This window comes from Bacillus sp. CGMCC 1.16607 (assembly GCF_042683745.1).
GTDB lineage: Bacteria > Bacillota > Bacilli > Bacillales > Cytobacillaceae > Pseudoneobacillus.
On record NZ_JBHUJX010000018.1, the window covers coordinates 251,409 to 276,144 of the forward strand.

Annotated in this window: 23 protein-coding genes and 1 pseudogene; 2 read left to right on the forward strand and 22 right to left on the reverse strand. The window is 34.9% G+C overall.

Annotation, left to right across the window (positions count from 1 at the left end; translation table 11 throughout):
* Window positions 1–82 precede the first annotated feature (82 nt).
* The 4 genes from ACFSO7_RS11440 to ACFSO7_RS11455 form a co-directional block, all read right to left on the reverse strand.
* Window positions 83–556 carry a DMT family transporter gene (locus ACFSO7_RS11440; protein ID WP_377877444.1) on the reverse strand — a complete coding sequence of 158 codons (474 nt, stop codon included), beginning with the start codon at window positions 554–556 and terminating at the stop codon, window positions 83–85.
* A 17-nt stretch (window positions 557–573) separates the two neighbouring features.
* Complete coding sequence (locus ACFSO7_RS11445; RefSeq protein WP_377877445.1) at window positions 574–1,272, reverse strand: Crp/Fnr family transcriptional regulator; 699 nt, start codon at window positions 1,270–1,272, stop codon at window positions 574–576.
* 14 nt (window positions 1,273–1,286) lie between these two features.
* Entirely contained in the window at window positions 1,287–1,712 is a 426-nt protein-coding gene (locus tag ACFSO7_RS11450) for a DMT family transporter (protein WP_377877446.1), read from the reverse strand.
* A 146-nt stretch (window positions 1,713–1,858) separates the two neighbouring features.
* Window positions 1,859–2,467: an undecaprenyl-diphosphatase gene (locus ACFSO7_RS11455; protein WP_377877447.1), complete on the reverse strand. Its 609-nt coding sequence runs from the start codon at window positions 2,465–2,467 to the stop codon at window positions 1,859–1,861.
* Window positions 2,468–2,745: 278 nt separating this feature from the next.
* Here ACFSO7_RS11455 and ACFSO7_RS11460 point away from each other — a divergent pair, with 278 nt between their 5' ends.
* On the forward strand, window positions 2,746–4,581 hold the full coding sequence (locus ACFSO7_RS11460; RefSeq protein WP_377877448.1) for an LTA synthase family protein: 1,836 nt from the start codon (window positions 2,746–2,748) through the stop codon (window positions 4,579–4,581).
* A gap of 106 nt (window positions 4,582–4,687) precedes the next feature.
* Here the strand turns inward: ACFSO7_RS11460 and ACFSO7_RS11465 are convergent, their stop codons facing one another.
* The 4 genes from ACFSO7_RS11465 to ACFSO7_RS11480 form a co-directional block, all read right to left on the reverse strand.
* Window positions 4,688–5,848 carry a hypothetical protein gene (locus tag ACFSO7_RS11465; protein WP_377877449.1) on the reverse strand — a complete coding sequence of 387 codons (1,161 nt, stop codon included), beginning with the start codon at window positions 5,846–5,848 and terminating at the stop codon, window positions 4,688–4,690.
* A complete protein-coding gene (locus ACFSO7_RS11470) occupies window positions 5,848–6,420 on the reverse strand; it encodes a sigma-70 family RNA polymerase sigma factor (protein WP_377877450.1) in 573 nt (190 codons plus the stop codon). The genes ACFSO7_RS11465 and ACFSO7_RS11470 overlap by 1 nt, the downstream gene beginning before the upstream one ends.
* A gap of 283 nt (window positions 6,421–6,703) precedes the next feature.
* Window positions 6,704–7,951 carry an MFS transporter gene (locus ACFSO7_RS11475; RefSeq protein WP_377877637.1) on the reverse strand — a complete coding sequence of 416 codons (1,248 nt, stop codon included), beginning with the start codon at window positions 7,949–7,951 and terminating at the stop codon, window positions 6,704–6,706.
* 262 nt (window positions 7,952–8,213) lie between these two features.
* Window positions 8,214–9,248, reverse strand: coding sequence for a DUF418 domain-containing protein (locus ACFSO7_RS11480; protein ID WP_377877451.1), 1,035 nt, complete (start codon window positions 9,246–9,248; stop codon window positions 8,214–8,216).
* Between the two features lie 190 nt (window positions 9,249–9,438).
* Here ACFSO7_RS11480 and ACFSO7_RS11485 point away from each other — a divergent pair, with 190 nt between their 5' ends.
* The gene (locus tag ACFSO7_RS11485; protein ID WP_377877452.1) at window positions 9,439–9,918 is read left to right on the forward strand and encodes a hypothetical protein; all 480 of its coding nucleotides are present in this window, start codon (window positions 9,439–9,441) and stop codon (window positions 9,916–9,918) included.
* Window positions 9,919–10,181: 263 nt separating this feature from the next.
* Here the strand turns inward: ACFSO7_RS11485 and ACFSO7_RS11490 are convergent, their stop codons facing one another.
* The 14 genes and pseudogenes from ACFSO7_RS11490 to ACFSO7_RS11555 all read right to left on the reverse strand — a co-directional run bounded on the left by ACFSO7_RS11490 (window position 10,182) and on the right by ACFSO7_RS11555 (window position 24,625).
* Window positions 10,182–10,538, reverse strand: coding sequence for a 2Fe-2S iron-sulfur cluster-binding protein (locus ACFSO7_RS11490; protein ID WP_377877453.1), 357 nt, complete (start codon window positions 10,536–10,538; stop codon window positions 10,182–10,184).
* Between the two features lie 6 nt (window positions 10,539–10,544).
* Complete coding sequence (locus ACFSO7_RS11495) at window positions 10,545–11,393, reverse strand: family 1 encapsulin nanocompartment shell protein (RefSeq protein ID WP_377877454.1); 849 nt, start codon at window positions 11,391–11,393, stop codon at window positions 10,545–10,547.
* A gap of 14 nt (window positions 11,394–11,407) precedes the next feature.
* A complete protein-coding gene (locus ACFSO7_RS11500) occupies window positions 11,408–11,971 on the reverse strand; it encodes an IMEF encapsulin system ferritin-like cargo protein (protein ID WP_377877455.1) in 564 nt (187 codons plus the stop codon).
* Window positions 11,972–12,080: 109 nt separating this feature from the next.
* Complete coding sequence (locus tag ACFSO7_RS11505) at window positions 12,081–13,670, reverse strand: histidine kinase N-terminal 7TM domain-containing diguanylate cyclase (protein ID WP_377877456.1); 1,590 nt, start codon at window positions 13,668–13,670, stop codon at window positions 12,081–12,083.
* A 27-nt stretch (window positions 13,671–13,697) separates the two neighbouring features.
* The gene (locus tag ACFSO7_RS11510) at window positions 13,698–14,213 is read right to left on the reverse strand and encodes a GNAT family N-acetyltransferase (protein ID WP_377877457.1); all 516 of its coding nucleotides are present in this window, start codon (window positions 14,211–14,213) and stop codon (window positions 13,698–13,700) included.
* A 130-nt stretch (window positions 14,214–14,343) separates the two neighbouring features.
* Complete coding sequence (locus tag ACFSO7_RS11515) at window positions 14,344–15,156, reverse strand: alpha/beta fold hydrolase (RefSeq protein WP_377877638.1); 813 nt, start codon at window positions 15,154–15,156, stop codon at window positions 14,344–14,346.
* A 31-nt stretch (window positions 15,157–15,187) separates the two neighbouring features.
* The gene (locus ACFSO7_RS11520) at window positions 15,188–17,575 is read right to left on the reverse strand and encodes an ABC transporter permease (protein ID WP_377877458.1); all 2,388 of its coding nucleotides are present in this window, start codon (window positions 17,573–17,575) and stop codon (window positions 15,188–15,190) included.
* Window positions 17,572–18,255 (reverse strand): ABC transporter ATP-binding protein, encoded by a 684-nt coding sequence (locus ACFSO7_RS11525; protein WP_377877459.1) that lies wholly within the window; start codon window positions 18,253–18,255, stop codon window positions 17,572–17,574. The genes ACFSO7_RS11520 and ACFSO7_RS11525 overlap by 4 nt, the downstream gene beginning before the upstream one ends.
* Before the next feature lie 68 nt (window positions 18,256–18,323).
* Window positions 18,324–19,595, reverse strand: a complete 1,272-nt coding sequence (locus ACFSO7_RS11530) for a HAMP domain-containing sensor histidine kinase (RefSeq protein ID WP_377877460.1) — start codon at window positions 19,593–19,595, stop codon at window positions 18,324–18,326.
* Entirely contained in the window at window positions 19,592–20,290 is a 699-nt protein-coding gene (locus ACFSO7_RS11535; protein WP_377877461.1) for a response regulator transcription factor, read from the reverse strand. Before ACFSO7_RS11535 ends, ACFSO7_RS11530 begins: the two co-directional genes overlap by 4 nt.
* Before the next feature lie 151 nt (window positions 20,291–20,441).
* Window positions 20,442–21,998 (reverse strand): sensor domain-containing diguanylate cyclase, encoded by a 1,557-nt coding sequence (locus tag ACFSO7_RS11540; protein WP_377877462.1) that lies wholly within the window; start codon window positions 21,996–21,998, stop codon window positions 20,442–20,444.
* Between the two features lie 244 nt (window positions 21,999–22,242).
* Window positions 22,243–23,190: a methyl-accepting chemotaxis protein gene (locus tag ACFSO7_RS11545; protein WP_377877639.1), complete on the reverse strand. Its 948-nt coding sequence runs from the start codon at window positions 23,188–23,190 to the stop codon at window positions 22,243–22,245.
* A pseudogene (locus ACFSO7_RS11550) lies at window positions 23,185–23,979 on the reverse strand (HAMP domain-containing protein); the annotation flags it as partial. The gene ACFSO7_RS11545 and the pseudogene ACFSO7_RS11550, both read right to left, overlap by 6 nt.
* 70 nt (window positions 23,980–24,049) lie before the next feature.
* Complete coding sequence (locus ACFSO7_RS11555) at window positions 24,050–24,625, reverse strand: DNA-binding protein (protein ID WP_377877463.1); 576 nt, start codon at window positions 24,623–24,625, stop codon at window positions 24,050–24,052.
* Window positions 24,626–24,736: the final 111 nt, after the last annotated feature.

The following is a 24,736-nucleotide window of genomic DNA, read 5'->3' on the forward strand; positions in this document are numbered from 1 at the left end:
TACATAAGAACTTGGTTCCCGTAAATCAATTTTTTAAAGAAAGCATTTTATTTGAAAACAAATATAGATTCGCCCACTTATTCTACTTCTCTAATTTCATTCCAGCTAGTGACCGCTGCCCATAAGATTTCTTCCATTTAAAAACAACAATCCCCGCAATCATTAATCCAAGTCCAAACAATTTACCAGTAGTAAATGGGATGATTTCAAAACCAAACCAACCGAATGTGTCGATCAGAACAGCTATTGTAATCTGAGAGACGAGTACAATGGATATAGCAAAGGCTGGTCCGAGCAGTCGGATTGCTTGCATAATACAAAAGACGATTCCTACTCCAAGGATCCCACCTAGTAAATAAAGTTTATTAATCCTTCCAAAGGATAGTAAATTTGCATCTTCCGTCAATAGAAAAATCGGAAGTGATGTAAAAAAGCCAAGTCCTAGAACAAGGGTAGTTGTCGCCCATGAGCCAACTTTTTCACTCACTCTCGTATTAAATACAGTTTGTAAGCTAATAAAAACACCTGCCATAATGGCAAATAAGATTCCTTGCATGAGGTCTGCCTCCTATTTCATTCATAGATGTTTCCTTCTGCTCGCTCCCGCAATCGGGGTAAATCTTTTATATAGAGCGATCCTTTCTTCCTTTGTATAACGCCTTCATCACATAGCTTTAAAATGACTCTATTTAAGTGCCGATAACTGGTACCTATGAGATCGGCAATTTCCGTTAGGCTTGATGTTCCCATTTCCTTATGAAACATCGATCCTTCTCCTTCCGATGAAAGAGATAATAAATAGCTTGCTAATCGAACCTCGACAGGATAAAGAATGTTAAAGCTCGTAGCATGAGATTCCGTATAAAATTTTTGTGTGACAATCTCCAATAAAAATTTCAAAAACTCCACTTGATTCGTCTTCATTGTTCTTAACTCGTCAAAATGAATCCCAAATACGATGCCATCACTAACTGCCTCCACTGTATTGAACACCGTCGAGCCTTGCACATATTCCACATCACCAATAATGGCCAATGGTGTTTTAAAACGGACAATTAACGTTTTCCCTTCTGGAGTAGTCGTGAAAATCTTCACCTTACCTTTTACAAGGAAATACATATGCTGAATATCTTCGCCTTTTCGGCAGAGAATATCTCCTTGTTGAAAGGAAAAGAGCGTCAAACGATTCTTTACTTCTGTTGAAAAAATCGTATTCAGGTCAAATTGGTTTAAATAATCAGAAAGCCCCGTTCTATCTATCAATTCCTTCATCTTTTATCACCCATTTACATTTTAAAAATAATAACACCCGCTATCATCATTGCCATTCCAATCAATTGCTGAGTCGTCACTTGAAGCTTTCTTACACCAAATAAACCTTTCATATCTACTATAAAGGCACAAAGTAGCTGAGCGATTAGCAAAGTAGCAATAGCCATTGACATGCCGAGTAAGTTGATAGCTGTCATTTCACCAACCACAATTAGAACACCAAACATACCTCCAAAAGCATATATAATGGGAACCTCTTGAAAGCCTTTTACTTTCCCGTCTCTTACAAATAAATATATAATCATGGCAAAAATAAATCCGACGAGATGAACAATCGTCGTCGTGTGCCAAGGACTGATTACCTTACTTAATTTGGAGTTAAACACTCCTTGCAGAGAAATAAATACCCCAGCAATAATAGAAAAAATAATTCCTTTCACGTTCTCCCTTCCTCTCTAAAACCCTTTCATCCATTTAAATATAAGATTAGGTGGAAGAGAAAGGACATATGTCCTATTTTAAACCTAATAAAAGAAAAATGGCGATCCATTCCCAATAAAGCTAGGGATGAATCGCCATTTTTTATTTAAAAATTCTTCGTTTGGTTTTTAGATTTACTTTTTCTAGGTATGATGGCTTGCTCCACTTTTTCATAGAAAGCAAGTAACTGCTTTAGAAACGCAAGCTTCGGAGCCAACCAAAATATGAACGACGCAGAAATGATTCCGTAAAGGGCTCCAACTAGCACATCAACAGGATAGTGAACACCTACCCAGATTCGAGAGATGCCTACAAAGAGGGCAATCAATAACCAAAGCCATCCCTCTTTCCGCACTAACAAAATTGAAAAGCAAATCGAAAAAAAGATGATCGTGTGGTCACTCGGAAACGAATTATCTACACTATGCTCAATTAGCTTATTCACATTTGTTAATTCTGCAAATGGCTGAAAATGCGAATGAAACTTTCCTGATATTTTTCCAAGTATCTCAGCAAGAATGACTGCTAATACGGACTGTATAATCATCATTCTGTTTTTGTTCGTTCGTGATAACCAGTAACATAACACACCAAAACATAAAATATACAACATATATTCCGCAATAAAAACAGCAATTGGGTTCAGGGAATCATATTGTTTTCCTATATCATTGATTGATCGAAAGATGTCAATGTTTAATTGAGATAAAGACATTTTTAACCTCCTGCAGAAAAGACTTGATAAGTTTATTATGGGCGAAAGGCTTTAAATAGCCCTTAACCATTTCTTAATTGTTTCTTAATCAGATTTCGATTTTCCACTAAGGAAACTTTACTTCACTCACTGCATATTCTAGGAGAATGGAATACATTTTAAGTTAGTAATTTCGTCAACCAAAAAACTTGCAATCTATGATTAACTGTCGTTTGATAGAATGGTAGAATATTAGTTAAATATACAAAAAAAGGATTTACGTTTCGAGGTGACATTGTATGAATCTAAAAATAAAAGAAAATCTTATACGTCCCTATACTTTAATTATGTTCGTTTTATTTATCAAAATCACGGCTTTTCAGGTTGTTATTTTTGATAATAAATCAATTTTTCATTTATTACTAGTTGAATTTCCGTTGTGGGCACTCTCCATAACCTTGATGATGATTATTTTCAAAAAACGCACATGGTTAGCCATTTGGATTTTTAATCTATTTCTATCCATACTTTTTCTCATAATTGTTTATTATACAAGGTACTTCTCAACTATTCCTTCCTATTATGACGTGAAACAAGTGTACCAATCGAACTCTGTCGGTGGAACCGTTGCTCTTCTTGGAAGTCCGTATGATTTTTTATTTTTTTTGGATGTCGTGTTCATTCTTCCGCTTATTTGGTACCTTACCAAAAAGTCTAAAAATGTATCGTTTGACAATTTAAAAAAGTGGGTAATCGGCTTTAGCTGCATCGGCTTCGTTACGACCATCATTGCCTTTTTCTACCCATTAGTTGATGTCTCCTATTTCGCTAAAAAGCATGGCTATATTCAATCACAATTCGTTCAGTTATATGAACGAGGCATTGGTACAGCCTTCGCAAAAAATGATCAATTATCTGACAAGGAAATCGAAGAATTAAAAGGCAATACGTATGTCCCTTTTTCCGAGCATAACACTTTTGGTCTTGCAAAAAATCGCCATGTTTTTATTATTCAAGTGGAATCTTTGCAAGAATTTACGATTAACCAAACCGTCAACGGGCAAGAAATTACTCCCTACTTGAATGCTTTATTAAAGGATAGTGCCTATTTCAATCAAGTTTACCAGCAAATCGGGGCCGGTAATACATCAGATGCGGAATGGCTCATGCACACCTCCCTTTACCCAGAAGGGATGGATCCAACCGTAAACCTAATAGACGGAAGTCCTATCCCTTCTCTTGTTCGTACATTAAAAAAGAATGGCTATGGTACAGCCACCTATCATGCCGATGACATTACGTATTGGAATCGTGATATGTTGTATCCGGCGCTTGGTTTTGATTATATTCATACAAGTAATGAAATCCCAAAGGAAAAAGAAATTGGATTTGGCCCAGCTGATGAAGTTTTATTTTCCTATGTGGAATCGCAGTTACCGAAACAATTGAAAAAGCATGAACGGATGTATTCGAATATCATTACGCTTACAAGCCATACACCGTTCAAGATGCCTGCAGAATATGAGTCACTTAATTTACCTGATACTTACAATCAAACGTATGTCGGAAATTATTTACAATCCGTTCATTATACCGACCAACAAATTGGTCGATTCATTGATCGCTTAAAGTCGATGGGCATCTATGATGATTCAATCATTCTTATTTACGGGGATCATTCAGGTCTGCATGGGGCACCAGTTACAGAAGGGGATAAAGTTTTATTAAAAGAGATACTCGGCCACGAGTACAATTTGCATGATCGCTTCGTCGTCCCCGTTCTCTTTACTGCGCCTGGCATTTTCGCAGGTGAAACGCATTCACAGCTTGGCGGTCAAATTGACTTAATGCCAACATTACTGAATTTGCTAGGAATTGAACACGATGCCCAAATGATTGGACATAATCTATTTCAATACAAGAAAAATCTTCTTGGCATGCGCTACTATCTCCCTGGAGGATCTTTTATAAGTGATAAGACTATTTACACGGCACCGAGTGCGAAACTGCCGGCTGCACTATACGATCGAAAAACAATGAAGAGAACGAAGAATATTAATAGAATGCAAGAGAAAATTGATCATACTTTATTGATCATGCAACACTCTGATTATATTCGGAAGGAAAAAGAATAAATCCACACAATATAATGGAGGACATAAAGGCTTTCATATAAATTAAAGCACCCTTACTTTCAAAATCTCTTTTGAAGGAATGGGTGCTTGTTTCGTTATTGAGTATTTATGGTAAATATTTCACTTTCCAAATTCCAGAAGAATTCTGAAAAAACTCGATCTTTACATTCTTATGATCATCGAACGTAACATAGGCACTATCTTCATCTATCATCATTCCAAAATCAGAAACTTTTTCTCTCATTTTCTCAAATAATCTATGTTCTTCTTCAAAGTTTTCCTCAATGGTTTGCTCTGTAAAAGTTTTATAATCTGGAAGTTCTGATCCTTCTAGCAAAAAGTATATAATTTCAAGATTCCCATATTCAAACGCTTGCCAATAGAGTCGGAATACATCCATTGGACCTAAACCTTTAAGGTCTGTTTCTTCTCTAGAAGTCACCAATTTCTTATAAAGTGGTTTTAACTCTTCTGTTAAAATTTGAAATTCTTTGAAAGCTTCAATTGGCGGAGTGCGCTTGATTTTACTTCCATTTAGTTTAACGATTTGTCCCCTATCAAAGTATTTTTTTAAAACGGGATCTTTATATATAGCATAGTGTGCAACTGTCACCATTGCATCCTTTTTAATACCAGGTTTTAACTGTAAATACTCGGTCAAGTTCTCTATCGGACTAGCGAGAATGATGAATGGATCTCTTTCAATCCCCTTAACAATTGGAAGTTTAAGAAGGGAGGTTTCGTTGGGATAAAAGGCTACTCTTTCCCCTTCTTCATTTCCACCGTCTAAAGAAACTAATTCCAAAACTCCCTCTAATTCCATTTCACCATTAAAATTAAGTGAAAAATAATCATCCGCGTCAGATTCTGCATTTTCACTTATATCAACTAACTCAACCTCAAGCTCATTCATTTTATCTCCAACTTTTACTACTTTTGGATCAATATTCGGTCTCGCCTTTTCTTCCCCATTTCTCACTTTATCATCTGGAACTGAATCTGGATTCTGACCTACGTTTATATCATTTGAATCTTTTGGGAACAGTCCTCCTAAAACATCACTGAAAAAAGGACTCGATAAAAGTACAAATAATATGCCCGCGGTACAGGTTGCTAAGATGGGAACAAACTTAAAAGATCTATTTCTACTTACTTTAACTTCTTCTAATTTCATTCTTATTTTGTTTTTATCTTTATCGGTAAAGATATTTTGATCTGAAATATACGTATCGAGCTCCTCTTTCAGATTGAACAGATTTTTCTCCATTATATCGTCACCTCAATTTCTTTGATAAAAACATCCTTAAGCTTCTTTCTTCCACGGTGCAATCTTGATTTAGCGGTATTTTCGCTAATTGATAATATTTGAGAGATTTCTTGAATTGAAAATTCTCGATAATAAAATAAAAGTAAAATCTCACGGTATTTTAAAGGCAGTCCCAGTATTTTTTTAATCATTTCTACACTCTCATCATTGAGAGTAACAATTGCTTCTGGGGAATGAAAATGAATCATATTGGGTTCATTTTCATTCCCAAAAAGTCTCACTTTCCGATAATGCCAGCTCTTAAAAAAGTCTTTACACTTATTAATTGCAATGGAATACATCCAAGTTTTTATTGAAGAGTGACCGTTAAAACTATGTAACTTTAAATAGACATTCACAAAAACTTCTTGTGTAATATCCTCGGCAGTTATAGCATTTTTCGTATAGGTAAATATAAATCTCTTAATCTCTTCTCCATATTCATCCATAATTAATTCCAAAGCTTTATCAGCTTCCATCGTATGAATATAGGACCACTTATCGCAACAATGCTCATCCCTAAGATTTTCCATAATAACCTCCTTTTGCTACTCCTTTGACGAAGCTTAGCAGATTGAGGTTGCAAAAATAACTTTTTAATATTTCCTTTATCATTCTTATTATTACTTCCTCAACTAAAAAAAAACGTACATTAGTCCCATTATTCTAAATCTAAACCATATATAAATTTTAATAGAAAGATGAATTCATAAAAAAAGACATCCGAAAGTAGTTTCGATGTCAATTTTTATTAGCATTTTATAGGTAATTTACTTTATTTGTTCCTCTTTGTATTCGAACAATGTTAACTAATTATTACTCCTTTGCCCCAACTGCCTCCAGCTGCTCCTGTTCTTTTTGATTATAGATCGGTAAAATAAAGACTAAACCAATGAAGAACAAAACTGCAGCAATTTCAAACATCGTAACTAATGAAAATTGTTCCTTTAAAATACCTGCCACACTCATGGTTAAAACCATTGAGCCAGCAAATAGTGGGCTTAGTATCCCATTTACCCTTCCGATAAAAGCTTCTTCTGTTTTTTTCAAAATTAAAGTATTAATACCGATTTGGATACAAGGCATCATTAATCCATTGAAAAATTCAGCAGTTAATGTAAGCCATAAATTAGTTGAATAACCCATGACAGCTAACCCAATCGCATTGATGAGCATTCCTGCTACAAGCAGTCTTTGAGGAGCCACATTTTTGGCAAAAATCATTGCCGCCGCTCCACCTAAAATCATACCTGCACCATTAATCATAAGTAACCATTGAAGATTTTCCTTTGGCAAGCCTAATTGCTCCGTCACAAGGAAAATCGATAAGGGTTGAATAAAACCAATACCAAGCCCCGCAGCCATAAAACATAATCCCAATAGGCTTAATTCTTTTTTTCCTAGAACGTATTTAATTCCGCCTTTCATTTCTTGCCATAAAGTTGATCCTGTGGCTTCTTCCATCTTGTGATCTTTTGGTAAGTAAGCAAGTGCTCCAGCAGAAAGTAAAAAGGCAATACCTGTAATGGTTATCGAAACTTCGATTCCAAGAGATTGGAAGACAAAGGTTCCAATAATCGGACCTAAAACCATGAAGATCGCAAAGATTGTTTGATAAACGGACATACCTTGCTGTACTTGATCTCCAGTTAAATGCATTTTAAATAGCTTCATCCCTGAAGGCTGGGAGAACTGTGACAGAATCGCTGAAATTAATGTGGCGAAGAACACAACTTTCCACGTGCCAAGAACGAGCGTTGCTAACACTGCAAATACAGAAACCGCACTTAAAATATCGCACCAAACCATCGTCTTTTTCGGACGCCAACGGTCAGCAAACGTTCCACCAATAAATGAAAAGATAAAGATTGGCGCAAACTCTGCCACAGAAATCATTGAAACCGCAAAGGCATCCCCTTTTGTTTGTTCCATCACAAATAACAATACCGCAAAATTCCGAATCCAAATTCCAACTTGTAAAAACAGTCCGGAAACGATAATCGCCTGAAAGACACGATTACGAAACAAACTGGACGACGAGGCAGATCCATTTAAATTGTCTATACTTTTTTCCAAAATAAAAACCTCCTGTAAAATTTCTGAATAGGAGGCCGTACAATACAAAAATCAATAAAGAATCTCATTTCCCACTTAGAAAGAAATGAATATCAATTGGCTTTGTATATAAATGTACAAACTAACCCCATTCAGAAAAAAATAGATCGTATGAATAACGAATTTTTTCAAAAAATAGGATTAATTGTTCATCTGCTCAAAGCCACCTTCCATTTTGTACATAAAATACTAAATGATTTCCAATATTAAATCAAGATTTTTCTTTTCTAATTGGTTGGATTTTCAAGTAAGTTACCATCCTCCAAATCCATTCAAGTGGCCCAAATTGAAAGAATCGTAACCACAGGCTGCTAAAGATTAGTTGAATGACAAGAATGGATAAACAAAGATAGAGTGATTGCACATATGAAATGTTTCCGTATAGATTAAACAACTGACCGGCTAATAATATGAAAGCCGTCTGCAAAACGTAGTTTGTTAATGCCATTCGTCCGTAATTTCTTAACGGTAACAATATCTTTTGAAAAAATGACCAATGTAACAGTAAGCAGATGAGACTGATGTAAAAGGCTGAGACAATCGGTCCGACCATGATTCCGATATTTTTAAACGTATTAGACTGCTCTATATTCCGATCATCCATTCCACCTAAATTCATGAAATCAAATGGATTCCCTGGGACATTTTTCCACTGATAAAATAGAGCGATACCACTCAATACAAATAAAATGACTGTCATTGGAATAAGCTTTTGCTTTTGGTTTGGTAAATTTTCAAATACCCGATATTGCCCAGCAGTCAGTCCTAGTAAAATCAATGGGAAAACCAATAATAATTTTGCTGAGATTAAACTAAAAAGAACGAGAAAAGCTATTCCAATCACGAGATTTATTTCTTTTTTCACTTTGTAAAAAGGTAAGACAAAAAGCCCGAAAACCGAATAAACTGTTAATGCCTCACCTGGCTGAAAAGTAAAGTGTACAACTCCCATAAGAAACATCGCCAATATTCTTCGCAAAAATAAAGCGGTGCCATTCTTCCCTTTTTCCTTAGCCCGCGATAAAAACAAATAAAACCCAACTCCAAATAAAAAGGAAAATATCGTGTAAAATCGTCCTTCTATAAATAAGAACAGAAATCTTTGATAAGCTGCATCTAAAGTGTGTGGTGAGGGGGTCGTGACCAAAAGCAACGGTAAGACATTGACAAGAATAATTCCGATCAAGGCTGTCCCTCTTAAATAATCTAAGATGCTAATTCGTTTATTTATGTCAATTGAATTCATAACGATTTTTTTCCTCTCGTTTCCTTTTCTATATTTTACTATATAAATCAACGAAACTCTTTATTATTTTGGCATCTTAGCACGTCACATTTTCGTCATCATTTAGGAAGGAAAACCCTATTGACAATGATTCTCATTATCTTTAAAATTCTTGGTAAGAACAACAAGATGTATCAGCGGGGGGAACAACATGTTTAACATGCTTTTTGGGTTGAAGGATATTTATACCGTTATTTCAAATCATCGGAAAATAGGCGGTGCGGCAGAAGCAGATGAAATTCGATTAACTTCTGGTGAAATCTACATTCACCCAGTTTTTACAAATGTTGATATCTCTAAAGGCCAATATGTTTCCGTCGGATTTATTGATGAAAATGGGGTAAATATTATTGCCCATATTGATCAAATTGCAGTCATTAAAGGATTACAGCATAAATTAATATGTCAGCTCAATAACCTATATATTAAACAAATGATGGTTCGCGATACATTACAATACTTACAAAAATTATGTGAAATAAATGCCGGATTTGTAACTCAAACATTTAAAAAAGAAGCATTGAAGCTTGTTCGCGACGTTAGCGTGAAAGAACTTAACAAGCATAATATTTCCCTTCCATTTCCTGTGGAAGATAATTTAGTTCATCTAAATAATCGATTATTTGCATAGAAAAAAACGAGGTTTCGTGATGAAACCTCGTTTTTCTATTTAGCTATGATACCTTCTTAGTGACCGTTTTTTCTCTTTTTCTGGGTTACGGGCTCTATGAGCACTTCTTAGTGACCGCTTTTTCCCTTTTTCTCGGTTTGCGGGCAATAAGAGCACTTCTTAGTGACCACATTTTCCCTTTTTCTGGGTTGGCGAGCAATATGAGCACTTCTTAATGAGCTCCTTTTCCTTTTTTCACAATTCGCAGGCACTATGACACCCTTCTAATAGATTTGCACCTGGCATGCCAAGCGATAGCCTTCGTTTAACTCCTTTTGTAGCTTTTTTTGTTCTTGTTCATTCGGATTTGATAGTCGGTGCGCATCTTCAATCTTCACCTTACATTGACCACAAGTTCCTTTGAGACATTTATACTGCAATGGTTTTCCTTGCGCTAATGCTACTTCTAATAAATTTCCTTTTAAAGGTGTAATCTCATAGCTTTGCTCATTTTGCATGATCACGATTTTAGGCGATCCTACTTTTTCAACTTTTAGTGGAGTAGGTTCAAAAACGCTACTCTCTAAAGGATTAACATTTCCAGGAATAAGTGAACCCACTGTAAACACTCTTTTATCCAATGAGCATTACCTTCCCGGGTCTTCTAACGTACAGATAGCTGATGGACGCTTGATTCGTAATACGACCGTTTCATATACACGAAACGGATGATTCATCCCTTCCTGTCCCATATAAGCAGTATCGAAATCCTCTGACACGGCAAGGTCAAGATTATTACGCCCTGTATTGAGCAGCACACCTGTCTTCCCTTTTAACACCGATGATTGGAATACACCATCTGTTACTAGTTCTCGAACATGCTCAATTTCAAGCACATTTGTATCACGATGTACCCGATGCAAGAGTGAATAAAGCTCTGGTGACAGCACTAAAGCAAATGGTCCATTATGATTCATTTCAAGTAATTTACTTCTAGCATCAACAATATCTTGAAACGCGTTGCCCGATTCTAACCATTCGCCAAGTAAATGGGTTAACCGTCCATGAACATTCATCAATCCAGGGATGTCAAACTCCTTAGCACCGTGGAAAATCATTTGATCTTCTAATCGTGCCACATCGCGTGCCGCATTCGCAGCTACTGAAAAATCAATCGGAATATCCAAAACTTTCGCCTGTTCTAAATCACGCCAGAACAGAACGAAATCTTTATACAATAACGGAATCGTATGATTCACTCGTTTACTGGACTCAATATCCGTATCAAAGGAGCCTTGAAAATCCATTTTTGCTTCAAGGCTTTCTGTGAAAATATCATTAAAAATGCTTTGTACCCCTCTTCCAAGAGGTCCGTATAATTCAATAAAGCGCCGTCCGACCAATTGTCTGCGAGCTGCATCTATAACCGTTTTATCTAATTGAGTAAAATCATTAGATGTTAACGGTGCATCTGGATATAATTGTGACTTATTCATAATCTCTTTCCTCTCTAAATTAAACTACCAACCGTAAAACCTTTTCTCTGTTTGGATCCAATATCTACTGTTGTTACAGAAGTGGACCGATCTAAGTGATCATGATGCTCATCATGGTGTGCGTGCGGATCAACGTAATCGTGGTCAAAACGACTATTGATTTCATTTAACATCGTTTTCACTTGCTGATAATCCTTATAGGATACTTCTCTTAATTGATTAAGTAGTGTACTCCGCTCCACATCCTTAAATCGAAACAACGCTAAATCAAGATGCTCGACAAAATTATGTAACCCGAATTTTTCAAGATTTAATTCCTGCAATAAACGGTTAAACTCATTATTCGTTGGCGTAAAATCTGACTCGTCCTTATCCTGTTCGAACTTACTGATAAGTGGAATAAGCACCACCAAACGAGATAACCGTTGTTCCTCTTCTTCATATATATGATGGTAATACAATCTCTCATGGTCATCAGTTGCGTTTTGAATTACCGGATCGAGCATATTCATAAACTTTTCAATGGCATCCTTCGTCGTTGTGAAAATGTGATAAAAAATCTTTAGTTCCTCTTTCACTCCCTGCACCCCCTCTAAATTTCTACTAATTTCCATTATTGCCCTGAAAGACTTTTTTAAAACTCACAAAAAAAGCTAACGAGGTCTTTCAACCTTCGTTAGCTTTGCATTACGTATTTAATATAATCTCTTGTTCTTCACAAGCTAATTCATTGAATGAGCGAACAATATTTCTGCCGCTTTTTTTCGCAAAATACAATGCTTGATCTGCTTCATCAATGAGTTCCTCTAATGAAGTAAAAAACTCTTTTCTATCAGCCACCCCAAAACTAGCGGTAATTGAAATAACATGATTCTCTGTTATCAACTCATTATTCTCAATATCACGACGAATAGTTTCAGCAAATGTGACCGCTTCATGAAGAGGGACTGATGGTAAACAAATGATAAACTCTTCCCCACCGTAACGGGCAAATAGATATTCCGTTTTGAGATGCTGATTACAAATGGAAACAATATGGCGAATGGCTTCATCTCCTACGATATGACCGTAGTTATCATTAATACTTTTAAAAAAATCGATGTCAAAAAGCAAGATTGATAATGGTTTATTTAGAAGATTGGATTGATTAAGTAATTCATTACCTTTTTCCATAACATATTTTCGATTAAAAATATTCGTTAATCCGTCCTTAAATGCCAGCTCCTTTAGCTGCTCTCTCAGAAGAATCTCTTCTGTTATATCACTCAGGATCACTGTTCTCCCCGCTAATTGCCCATTACTCTTATATACAGGTGAAGAGTAGATTTGGTAATAGGCAGAATCACTTTTTCTTTTAAGTACCTCTGAATAATCTTCTTCATCTAACCATAACGAGGATGAAAATCCCTCCAATTCATTCCCCACTACAGATTCTAATTCTTTTCCAATCGAGGAATGATGAAGATTTTCAAATATTCGTAAGGCCGCTTTATTATAATCAATGATCATATTCGAAAGATCGAGAACGAGAACACCATCCCTCATGCTTTCAAATACTCTCTCTTTTGCAATCGGGGCAATAACGAGCATTTTATTAGAAAAGATCGCCCAAATATATAGAACAGAAGTCAAACACATGACAATAGGAACCGGATCCATTCCATAAGGCGCTTTACCTATTAAATAGAGGAAAGACGCGATCATAGGAATCAATAGTCCTAATAACATGGTAGTCAATTGCTTCCAATACGCTGATTTTGCATTCTTCCAATGCGAAAGTAGTAAAATAGCAGCGACTAAAAGACAGCCAAATGTATAACTACCATGAATGATATACCATAATCCAATTTTAAAATCTACGAGAAGGGCAGAAGTATCTTGACGGAATATATACGATTGATAGAAAAGATGGTGATATTCATTCGTAAGAAGCATCAAGAAAGTACAAACTGGAATGGCGAATAAAATCATCAATTTTTTTCTAGTCATATATTTTTCAAGACCAATATATTGCATGATTAATACTAAACTACTAGGCGAGATGAAGGGCATCCCTAAATATTGAAACTTAATCCAAAATAATATTTCTGAAAGAGAGTTACTTGCCAGCTCAAAAGCATGTCCAAACGTATAAATGGCAGAAAAGACCGAAATGAACATTAAGGTGATACTTCCAGAAAAAGCTCGTCTTTTTGCGTAAGCAAAAGCTCCTAATACTAATGATAAAACACCGGAAATAGAGATAATGACAATATAATTGAAAACATCTGGATTCATCGCTTCACCAATCTATGAACTTCCCACTCAATTCTTTTTTAATGAAAAATATATCAGTCCATCAACAAGCTCTGGCGCTTTTGTAAATCCTAATCGGTCCATCAGGACAATGGATCGTTCATTTTGTGGATCAACCGTTGCATCAATAACATCTAAATTCATGCAATTAAAGCCAAAATCAATTAAAGCCTTCATGGTTTCATTCATTAGCCCTTTTCCCCAAAACGGCTTTGCTAAATCATATCCAACCTCGGCAATCACTTGTTCTTCCATTTCTCTAATATAGTGAAATCCACATGTTCCGATAAAATCATCATATTCCTTATCATACATACCCCAGCGGCATCCTAAATCCTCAAGATGGTATGTAATAATTTCCGCGGCTTCTACATGATCCTTGCAAGGTTCAATATCCATATATTCAGTAATATTTTTATCGCTAAAATGCTTGTAAACTTTCTCTGTTTCATCAAGAGATAACACCCTAAGCGAAACTCTTTCCGTTTCAATGCTTGGGTAGTGAAAGCTTTGATACATCTTCATTGAAATGTAACCTCTCTTTACAAATATTATTTTATGTTTCATTAGCAGATTATATCTGACCCGAAAGTTAAAAAATCTTTATCAAAACTAGAATACTCGCATTCCGTACACAAAGGGAATTCTGTATGTATCATAAATAAATTTTATTAAGCCAATCTTTTACTAATGCTTGTACAAGTTCCCTTTTATCCATTTGAATCATGTGCCCTGCTCCATCAATAAAAGCTACAGTAGAATTTGAAAAAAGATCCAAAAGTGTCACATAATCCTTATACCCACAAATTGAATCTTGTTTACCAGCAATTATGAGTGTTGGCTGGACTATATTTGAAATTTGTTCAAAGGGCTTTTCCGAAAGAAAGTACCCCTTTTCCTTCCAGTTGGAACTCAAAAAATCACGGTTTGCTACCAATCTACCAGGCTGTATCTCTTTTAAAAAAAGTTCTAACTTTTCTTTATTTTGATAGATCATTAAGGTTTCAAAGGCTAACCGTATATCCGCATCTAATCCGTCTAGGAGCGACTCATCTTTTTCAATTACTACTTTTTCAGGTAAAGTTCGATTTTTGATATGAAGAGCAGATGCCATTAAACAAATCCCTTTTACCATATCCATGCGATTATGCATGATTCCTTGTGCCAAGTATCCTCCAAAAGAATGCCCAATTATTGAAAAAGATTCTTCAAGTAGAAGTCCATCAATAAATTCTAGCAGATTATTAAGAATATCTTTAGTTGACTGTAAGTTGTGATTAATCTTACTGTACCCATGAGCGGGGATGTCAATATATATTCTTTTAATATTTTCCATATTCTCAAAGATAGGCTCTGCCCATGCCTTCATCGAGCGATGATCTGTTCCCATCGAGTGAAGGAAAAGAAGTGAAGAACCCTCACCAATTGTTTCATAATTTATAGTCCCATTGCTAACTTGGTATTCTATCCCTTTCACCCCTTTATTAGCAGCTAATGCCTTATTCCACATTTCTTATTGTTTCAATAATACTAAATTTCTTTAATTTTTTCGAGGACCATAAGGCAACGATACTACTAATCCCTAAACATACTAATCCTGAAAATAGACAAGCTTCAAAAGGAAATTTCCAAAAAGGAATCAATCCATTCATAAAATGATTAACAAATAGAAATTGTACATAAGATAAGACAATTGATAAGAATGTTCCTAAGATTATGCTTATTAGTCCGTAAATTGCCCCTTCCCAAACAACCATTTTATTTAATTGACGCATGGTCATTCCAATTGCCCTTAGCATCCCAAATTCATTTGACCTTAATAAAAGACTAGTTAGTATGACATTATAAATACTGAACACACCTATTAACCCAATAATGAGAATAGAACCATACATTAACTTCTTAAATACCTGAAAATCAGAATCAATACTTTGTATATTTTCATAAAAAGATCTAAGCCTAAAACCTTTTTCTTTAGAATAATTTAGTAGAGTATTATATATTTTCGGATGGTTTTTACTATTTTCATTTAATATAAGATCTAGTCGATTATACGTATGTTGTTGCGTGAAAGATTCGTAAAAGGTATGATGACTAACGATCTTAATGCCCTTTACTTCACCAAAGGTTGGATAATCCGATAAAATGGCACCTACACTCACCCATTTCTCGGTCTTTTCATTATTTTGCTCTAATCCAATTATTATTTTATCTCCCACATTGATATTTAACTTAGGGTTTCTAGAAGATTCAACGATTAAGACTTCTTCCCCTGTACGGAGCTTTTCTTCATTTATTTTTCCTTTTTCCATATAGAAATTTGCTTTATTTAATAGTTCCTTATCATATCCATAGATTCGGGAGGTAGAGATGATTTCTCCTTCCCATTTTGAACTACTGGAATTCTGTAATTCTTTTAAAAAGTCGGATGTCACTTGGTGTTTTTCTATTGATATATAGCCATCGATGTATTTTGAACCGTAAATTTTCGAATCTGTAACTAAATTCCGAATGTCATCTATGTCTTGACTTGAAAAACCATTGCTAGATTGGAGAGAGTAGTTAGAGTCCCATAAATAATTGCTTCGAATTAAAGAAGCGGGATCCTGCGTTTGAAAAAAGGAGAAATTTAAAACAAAGAGTACCATTCCTATCGACATGGAAAGGGTCGTCACAAGCAATCGAGTCTTATTACGAAATACATTTCTCCATGCAACGATAAAACTTACTCCTAATATTCCCCCTATTTTATTTTTTTTCAAAGTTTTCGTCGTTATGACCAAATTTCTATTCATTTTCATTGCCTGGGTAGGGGATATTCTTCCGGCCGCTAATGCAGGTCTGTATGCAGAAATAATGATTGTAACGAGACTGATCACTGCAATGATCCCTATTGATAGCAATGGTATTTTAAATGTAGATGCATTCTTGAAAAATGATATGTAGACTAGTAAACGCTGTGCAAAGAGACCTACCGCAACACCAATTGGAATAGCAATAGCTCCCAATAATAGCGCTTCACCTAAAACTAGCTTTCTTATTTGTCGTGGTGTTGTTCCAATCGATCTTAATATTCCATACTGATGGATCTTTTCAATCACGGAAATACTAAAAATATTGTTAATCGTTAAAATGAGAACGATTAAATTAACAATGATTAAGAATAGAGATGAATAGTTTGGTTGATTATATTCCTGTAAAGCCTTATAAACTATTTCGTTTTTTTGAACTCTCTCTAAATGTAACGTTTTAGTCAAGTCATTAATCATCTTATCTAAATCACTAGTACTTTCAATATATTCTTCCTTGAATTGAACGTAAACTACCTCCTGCTGATTACCTAATGCCTGAAGACTTTTAGTTACACCTAAAGATGTATTTTTACTTTTTGAGTCAAGTTGTGATTTCATGATTCCAACTATTTGGTACGCTTGTCCTTCAATGATTACTTTATTTCTCAATTCAAGATCTAAATCGTTCATAATCCACTCTTCTAATACAATATCTGTAGTTGATGCTGGCATTTTCCCTTGCAATAACCTTGAATTTCTAAAAATTTCAGTCGTCTGTTGATCCTGTGTCATTAAACGAATGTTGCCATCGAAGCCTTTCATTTTTCCATTTTTATAAAAAACAGAGCCAACTTTATTGATCTTTAAATGGTTTTTCAATGCGTGAAGCTGTTCCTCACTAGGTTGGACAATTTCCATATGATAAAATCCCGTACTGTATTTGGTAGAATCATAGATGGTTTCTTTTAATTGATGGACGAAAATAACGCAAAAGATCATTAAGCTAACCGAAAGGACAATTCCTATGATGGTTAACAACGTTCGTTTACGTTGATGCTTTAAATATTTTGAAATGAGACCAGTATACCGTTTCACCCTCTAGCCACCTCATCACCGATCATTCGTCCATCCTCAATCGTAATAATCCGATCTGCATGGTAAGAGATTTCTTTATTATGTGTGATGAGGATTAAGGTTTGATGGTATCTAGTAATAGACTCACGTAATAAGGTTAGCACTTCTGTACTAGATTTAGTATCTAAGTTTCCAGTTGGCTCATCTGCAAAAATAATTGACGGTTTAGCAACTAAAGCTCGCGCAATAGCCACTCTTTGTTGTTGACCACCAGATAACGCATTAGGAAGATGATTTTTTCGATTTTCTAATCCTAAAAAGTGAATTAAATCTTGAATATAGGTTTTATCTACTTTTTTATTATCCAATAACAGTGGGAGTGTAATATTTTCCTCGACCGTTAACACAGGAATTAAATTAAACTGTTGAAAAATAAACCCTAATTTTCTTCTCCGAAAAATAGCTAAATCATTCTCCTTTAAGGAATATAGATTTTGACCATCAATGAAAACATCTCCAGTCGTCGGTGTTTCCAATCCACCAAGCAAATGAAGCAATGTACTTTTTCCTGATCCACTTGTTCCAACAATTGCTGTAAACTCACCTTGACTAATTTCTAGATTAGTCGAATGAAGCGCATTTACTTTTGCGTTATCTTTCCCATAAGATTTACTTAAATTTACCGTTTTTACTACGTTCATAATAGCCTCCAATTTGAAATATGTTTTTATTTTACAGAGACTACCTTACATTTAGGTGAAATCAAAGCTTACAATTTTGTCATCTTCTCGTTTTTTGGAAATGTTAAGGTAAATACCGTTCCTTCATTTATCTTACTATTCACTTCAATATGACCTCTGTGCTGTTCGATAATGATCTTTGCGAATGACAAACCCAATCCTGTACCATGCTTTGCAAAATGACTAGGTTTTTTCCCCTGGTAAAACCGTTCAAATATATGTGGAATATCTGTTTTTTCCATTCCATAGCCATTGTCAATAATATTAATCTGTATGATTTTATTTGTTTGTCTAGCTTGAATCTTTACAAACCCATCTTCCCGATTATAATCAATGGCATTGTCTACAATATTTCTAATCGCTTCTGAAAGCCATCTAACATCATGGTTAAAAAAAATCTCGTTTTCGAATCCTTCCAGCTCTAAGTGAATCCCTCTTAGGTTCGCTTTACTTTGAAGGGAGAGAATGACATCTTCAATAGACTCCATCATATTCCTGTTTTGATACTCGAAATCCATGTTCCCAAATTCTACTTTCGACATATTTAGTAATGTCTGAATCAACCACTGCATTCGTTCTAGTTGGGATTTGCTTTTATCGATAAAGGTTTCTCTCGTTTCATTATCGAGATCGTCCCCTTTTAATAAATCATGAAATAATAATGAGGAGCTTAAGGGCGTTTTCAGTTGATGGGATATATCAGAAAAAAAACGTTTTAACCTTTCTTTATCTTTTTCAAGCCTCTCGAGTGTTTGCTCTAACCGATTTGCCATTTGGTTAAACTGAAAATTCAACTTTGGAATATCCCCTTCTTGAGAAGCATTTAGATTGGTTCGAAAATCTCCATCCATTATTTTTTCGGCTTCTGCTGTTACTTCATTTATTCTGCGATAAATGTACCTAAATACTCGAAACGCTAGAAAAGTCGTTACACCAAAAAAACATAAAATAATGATGATCGCCCAAGTCATCGCTTGATTGAAACGATTATGTAAAAATAAATTGGAAAAAAGAGGATCTTCACTCGTTAGTCCGTATTTTACTGTTGCCCGTATTCCAACTTCATAATCTTTCTTTGACATTCCTTTTGTATAAAAAGGAACAATCTCTCTTTCTAAATCAGGATGTTGCTGGATTATGTTACCTATTATAGCTATATTTCGATTGTTCCACTCTTGGTGGATCGCTTGGAATAGATGAATAAAACATACAGAAACAATGACCATGGCTAGTAAAATACTAAAACTTAATAGTAAGGTATACTGTCGTATCTCCCTATTTACAATGATCGATTTGTTCATGAAGATGGTTCTCCTTCATACCATTTATACCCTGTTCCTCTTATGGTAACGATATATTTAGGTAAAGATGGATCGTCTTCTAATTTTTCTCGTAATCTACGAATATGTACGGATAATGTATTATTTTCAATAAATTGACTATCCATATCCCAAAGCTTTTCTAAGAGGATTTCTCTTGTCAATACTTGATCGGGATGCTGCATAAAGGTTAAGAGCAGTTTAAATTCTGTATACGAGAGATTTATTTCAATTCCACGTTTCTCTACTCTTTGTTGATCTAATAGAATGATAATATCCTTTGACTTCAGCCTTTGATTTTGTAAGGGAGTTGCTTTAACAGACCTTCTTAATACAGATTTTATTCTTGAAATAAGTTCCATCACTCGAAAAGGTTTCGTCACATAATCATCTGCACCAGCATCTAGCCCTCTAACAATATCAATCTCATCATCTGCAGCAGTTAGAAAAATGATCGGGATGTTATAAGCTAAGCGAATTTTTCCGCAAAAATCCAGACCATAACCATCTGGTAATTGATTATCAAGTATAATTAATTCTGGAGTATGATTCTCCAAAAAATCCGTTGCTTCTTTTAAAGAGGTCACAACTGAAACTGACCAATTCTCCCTCTCAAGAGCATATTTTACTCCGAACGCTAACGTCTGATCATCTTCAATAACGAGGATGGAAGTCATACAAATTCTCCTAACTAATGAAATAGAATATTTTGAACAGGTTTTGGTATTAATTATAAATTAAATAACGAACATGCGAGTATTTATTATTTCCTATACAAAAAACCACCACCAAATACGTCTTTGGTGGCAGTCAGAAAAAGGATATTTATTAATATTTTTTAAGACCATCCGCTCTTACGACTCGATTTCTACCATCATTCTTCGCTTGATATAATGCTTGATCAATGAGATCAAATAATTCAGTATGATGAATGGCTGTCTTTGGCATATTTCCTACTCCAGCTGAAATAGTAATGGACCTTCCAATCGGACTAGTCGCCGTTTCTAATTGACTTCTAATATGATCGGTGATGGTATAAGCCTCATCCAAATCAGTATTAGGGAATAAAATAAGAAACTCTTCTCCTCCAAAACGGAAACACAAATCTTCATCTCTCGTTTCCCTTCTTATTAGGTCAGCAAGAAAGATTAAGACTTTATCCCCCATTAAATGTCCGTACTCGTCATTTACCGATTTAAAATAATCGATATCGAACAGAGCTAGTGAGTAATCATTATACTCACTAATTTGTTTGTTAAAAGCACGACGATTATATAATTCTGTTAAGGGATCAAGAATGGCTTCCTTTTCAAATACGTGAATTTGCTTTTTATAATATTCAATCATAATGAACATCGATTTCTTTAATTCCTTCAATTCAAAAAAGCTTTCCGGTATAGTTGGCAAAGGAATTGAAGGTTTATTGATGATATTATGAGCGAAATCTGCTAATATCCTTAAAGGATTTACAATTCTCTTTAGCAAAATAAATGTAACCAAAAACACAAAAAGCATAAATGGTATCGTGAATTTCCCTACTTCTTTTGCAATAATCGTTGTCGGTTTCTTTATCGAATCTTTCGGAGTTTGACTAACAATACCCCATTTACTCGATTTAACATAGGCATATCCCGCAAACATCGGTATTCCCTTTGTATTAATAAGCTCAAGCTTACCATCCTTACCTTTTATAACTTGTTTAACTGCTTTGTTTTCCTTTACATTATCGCCAATTCGATTCTCATCCCGATGATAAATAATGCTCCCCTTAGAATCTACTACATATACATATGAATTACTTAAATGCTCTGGATGAAGACCTAAAGTATTTTGAAGGCTATTTTCCTCTTCCAAATAGATACTTCCAGCAATAAACCCTAAATATTCACCATTCTCACCGAAAACTGGATTTGAAACAAGGATAATAAGTCGGCCAGTTAAACCTAAATAGGGCTGTGAGATTAATGGTGCTTTTTTCTTTAATGCTTCCTTCGCCGCAATAGAATTTAGCAGTTTTCCTTCTAAATCAAGATGTGGCGCTGTCGAAATAACTATACCTTTTGGATCAATAAAGATAATCGAATTGAAGAAATCAGTTGAACCATATATTTGATTTAATTCAGAATACAAGGCTTTCTTGTTTTTAGTTAGGTTCGCAACCTCATTTGCCCCTACTTTTAAAGTTTGTTTCATATTTTTAAAAAGTGAATCTGTAGTACGGGCTAATTTTTGAGCATAAAACTGATTTTCATTTAAATAATTACTTTCTAAATTTTGTTTACTTACGATCACACTTGAAAGGATACTTCCAAGTAAAGTACCTATCATGGCAAATGCCGTTAAAGCCATAATAAGAGCTTGTATCGTAATTTTTTTTGAATTCATTCAATCACCATTATTCAAGAAGTTTATTGTGCTATTAAGTATTACTTTTATTATCGGAATAAAAACATCGATTTACAGTCATCCTGTTCTTTTTTCCCTAGCGTAGAAGGAAAAAAGCATATTCCTTCCATCAAATGCGTAGTAGGAATGAAAACATATCAAGGAAAGGGTAATTCCATTTTAATTTAGAAGCCTTAAAAAGTATAAAAAGCCAAGAAAAATTTCTCAGCTTTTTACTTCAACATTACAACTTATATTTAGCAGTGTTATCATCCAACTCCACTGCCAACTCCTTTAAAGTTGAGGATGAGGCAGTTAATTCATTCATTAACTCGATTTGATCTTGTGAGATTTGTGTCAAGTCACTAAAGGTTGTAACTGTTTGACCAGCAATCGTGGAAATCTCTTCGATTGATGCACTAATTTCCTCTGAGCTTGCGGACATTTGTTCAGAAATCGCTGAAACCTCTTGAATTTGGCTTGTTACACTTTCCGTTTCAGTGACGATTTTTTGAAAGGTTTGTCCAAGTTGTTCTATTAGTTCCGTTCCAGAGGCTACTTCAAGTATGCCTTCCTTCATCGTTGTCACTGCTGATGCTGTATCCCTTTGCGTTTCGATAATTAAATGGGATATTTTTTCGGCTGAGCTTCGTGATTCCTCTGCTAATTTTCTAACTTCATCAGCTACGACCGCAAATCCTTTTCCATGTTCTCCAGCTCTTGCCGCTTCGATCGCTGCATTAAGGGCTAAAAGATTCGTTTGCTCAGTAATGGAGGTGATGACCGAAAGAATTTGACCAATTTCATTCGAGCGTTGTTCTAATTGTTCAATCACCTTTGCCGAATGGTTCACATTTGTATTAATCGTATTCATTTGATTAATTGTATTTTCTACTAATTTACTACCTTCCTTTGTTTCTTCAAGAGTTACCTGAGATTTCTCAGAAACCGTGCTAGCCATATTAGCAATTTGCTGAATTCCAATGGCCATTTCTTTCATCGCTTCGGTACTTTCTTCTGTTCCTATTAGTTGTGTATCCATCTGAGAAGAGACATCCTTAATCGAAGTCAATACTGTATTGCTTGATTTATAAGTACTTTCAGACACGGAAACAATCTTGTTTGATGATTCTCCAAGAGCATCCGATGCGAGTTTAATTTTTGAGAATAAAGTCTTTAAATTGTCGACCATTCCATTGAAGTTTTTGGTCAACTGTCCTAGATCATCTTCTCTATCTAAGTCCAATTTTGTTGTGAAATCACCTTTACTTACTTGTTCAATTGCGACAAAAAGTAAAGATATCGGTTTTAGTAATTTTTTTAATGAAAAATATTGAATAAGTGCAAAAACAAGAACCAACCCACCTGTAAGTATAGAAATCAACATCATCAATTGTTGTTTTGTCTTTAGGATGGATGAAGCATCGATATCATATCCGAAAATAGCTATAATATTTCCTGACTCATCCATGATTGGTACCATTCCTGTCATCCAATCTCCAAATTCGTCTTTATAAATATCTGTCGTTGTTGGTTTCTTACTTTGCATCGCTTGTTTTGCCGCCTCAAGAAAAGCACCACCTGGTTCGTATTCGAAACCTGGAGTAACCCCACTTTCAAAAAGAGCTTTAGAAGCGTTTATAACCAAAATTATGTTATTGTCTTGAATTTCTGGTGAAATAAAATAACTATTACCAGTTGCTTCATGTTGATCTACTAATTGATTCAGCTTAAAGGAAACGGATTCTTGCGCCGCATTTGCAATATCGAGATTTTCCTTTGCTTCTTGAACTTCATCTTGACTAAAAACACTGGACCACAAACTTCCTGTATCTATTGTATTCCTTCTAAGTTCTTTCTGAGCCAACATGTCTTGTAAAAAATAACTTGTCAATCCTAATACAATACTAACAACCAAAATACTTCCAACCGAAAATAGTAGGTTTTTCTTTGCAAAACTCATTTTTCTAAGCCTATTCATTGAGATTCTCCTCTAATCTATAAAATACTAGATTATGTACACCGCTTTATTTTTGGGGTTAGCACATACTCTATGATTGTGTCCTAAATAATTTTTTCAATCGACCATATTTTCTTTGTATGGAATAGACTGATCGATCCAAAAACATTGCGATCTCATCGTATGTTTTACCTTCATTAATTAAATTCAGTAGATGTTTCTCTTCCAGATTAGTCCAACATTTATAATTTGAAACTGTATTTGTCTTTTTTCGTTCGATGTCATACCAATGCGGATGTGGCGGCAATGTATCTGGCTCTATTTTTGAAAAATCAATTTTTTCTTTATGTTCAATAGCCCAATCCCAAAAATCTAGAATATCAATGAAGGTAAAATTTTTTTTACTGTTGGTTACACGTCGTGTAGATTTTAAACCATGGCGGCTAATCCAGCCAATCACCGTATTACGATCGACTTTTAAAATGGTGGCAAGTTCTCCAGCCGTTATCATACCAGTGTGGATTTTTGTATTGGAAGAACCCTTTTTTTTATAAAGCGTAATTTCTAAGGATTTAACAGGTTTTCCTAAGCGTTGGGCTATTTTCTTTAATGAGAGAACACCCAAGTTTTCTTCTATAAAACTCATTTGTGATTTGCGACTTTGCACTTTATTAATAAAACTCCTTTCGTTACTCGCTAACAAAGAATCGTTCAAATCGAATAGAAGTCCATTTTTCTTTACCTCTACCAGATTCTTTCTCCTCTTTATTTACACTTA

Coding starts and splice junctions, on each gene's coding strand:
- ACFSO7_RS11525 (WP_377877459.1), bottom strand. CDS start 18,255: ATGAACGTAGTAAAAACGGTAAATTTAAGTAAATCTTATGGGAAAGAT.
- ACFSO7_RS11465 (WP_377877449.1), bottom strand. CDS start 5,848: ATGGAGAAAAATCTGTTCAATCTGAAAGAGGAGCTCGATACGTATATT.
- ACFSO7_RS11505 (WP_377877456.1), bottom strand. CDS start 13,670: ATGAATCCAGATGTTTTCAATTATATTGTCATTATCTCTATTTCCGGT.
- ACFSO7_RS11445 (WP_377877445.1), bottom strand. CDS start 1,272: ATGAAGGAATTGATAGATAGAACGGGGCTTTCTGATTATTTAAACCAA.
- ACFSO7_RS11510 (WP_377877457.1), bottom strand. CDS start 14,213: ATGAAGATGTATCAAAGCTTTCACTACCCAAGCATTGAAACGGAAAGA.
- ACFSO7_RS11545 (WP_377877639.1), bottom strand. CDS start 23,190: ATGGTCGACAATTTAAAGACTTTATTCTCAAAAATTAAACTCGCATCG.
- ACFSO7_RS11455 (WP_377877447.1), bottom strand. CDS start 2,467: ATGTCTTTATCTCAATTAAACATTGACATCTTTCGATCAATCAATGAT.
- ACFSO7_RS11470 (WP_377877450.1), bottom strand. CDS start 6,420: ATGGAAAATCTTAGGGATGAGCATTGTTGCGATAAGTGGTCCTATATT.
- ACFSO7_RS11530 (WP_377877460.1), bottom strand. CDS start 19,595: ATGAACAAATCGATCATTGTAAATAGGGAGATACGACAGTATACCTTA.
- ACFSO7_RS11495 (WP_377877454.1), bottom strand. CDS start 11,393: ATGAATAAGTCACAATTATATCCAGATGCACCGTTAACATCTAATGAT.
- ACFSO7_RS11535 (WP_377877461.1), bottom strand. CDS start 20,290: ATGACTTCCATCCTCGTTATTGAAGATGATCAGACGTTAGCGTTCGGA.
- ACFSO7_RS11460 (WP_377877448.1), top strand. CDS start 2,746: ATGAATCTAAAAATAAAAGAAAATCTTATACGTCCCTATACTTTAATT.
- ACFSO7_RS11485 (WP_377877452.1), top strand. CDS start 9,439: ATGTTTAACATGCTTTTTGGGTTGAAGGATATTTATACCGTTATTTCA.
- ACFSO7_RS11440 (WP_377877444.1), bottom strand. CDS start 556: ATGCAAGGAATCTTATTTGCCATTATGGCAGGTGTTTTTATTAGCTTA.
- ACFSO7_RS11480 (WP_377877451.1), bottom strand. CDS start 9,248: ATGAATTCAATTGACATAAATAAACGAATTAGCATCTTAGATTATTTA.
- ACFSO7_RS11540 (WP_377877462.1), bottom strand. CDS start 21,998: ATGAATTCAAAAAAAATTACGATACAAGCTCTTATTATGGCTTTAACG.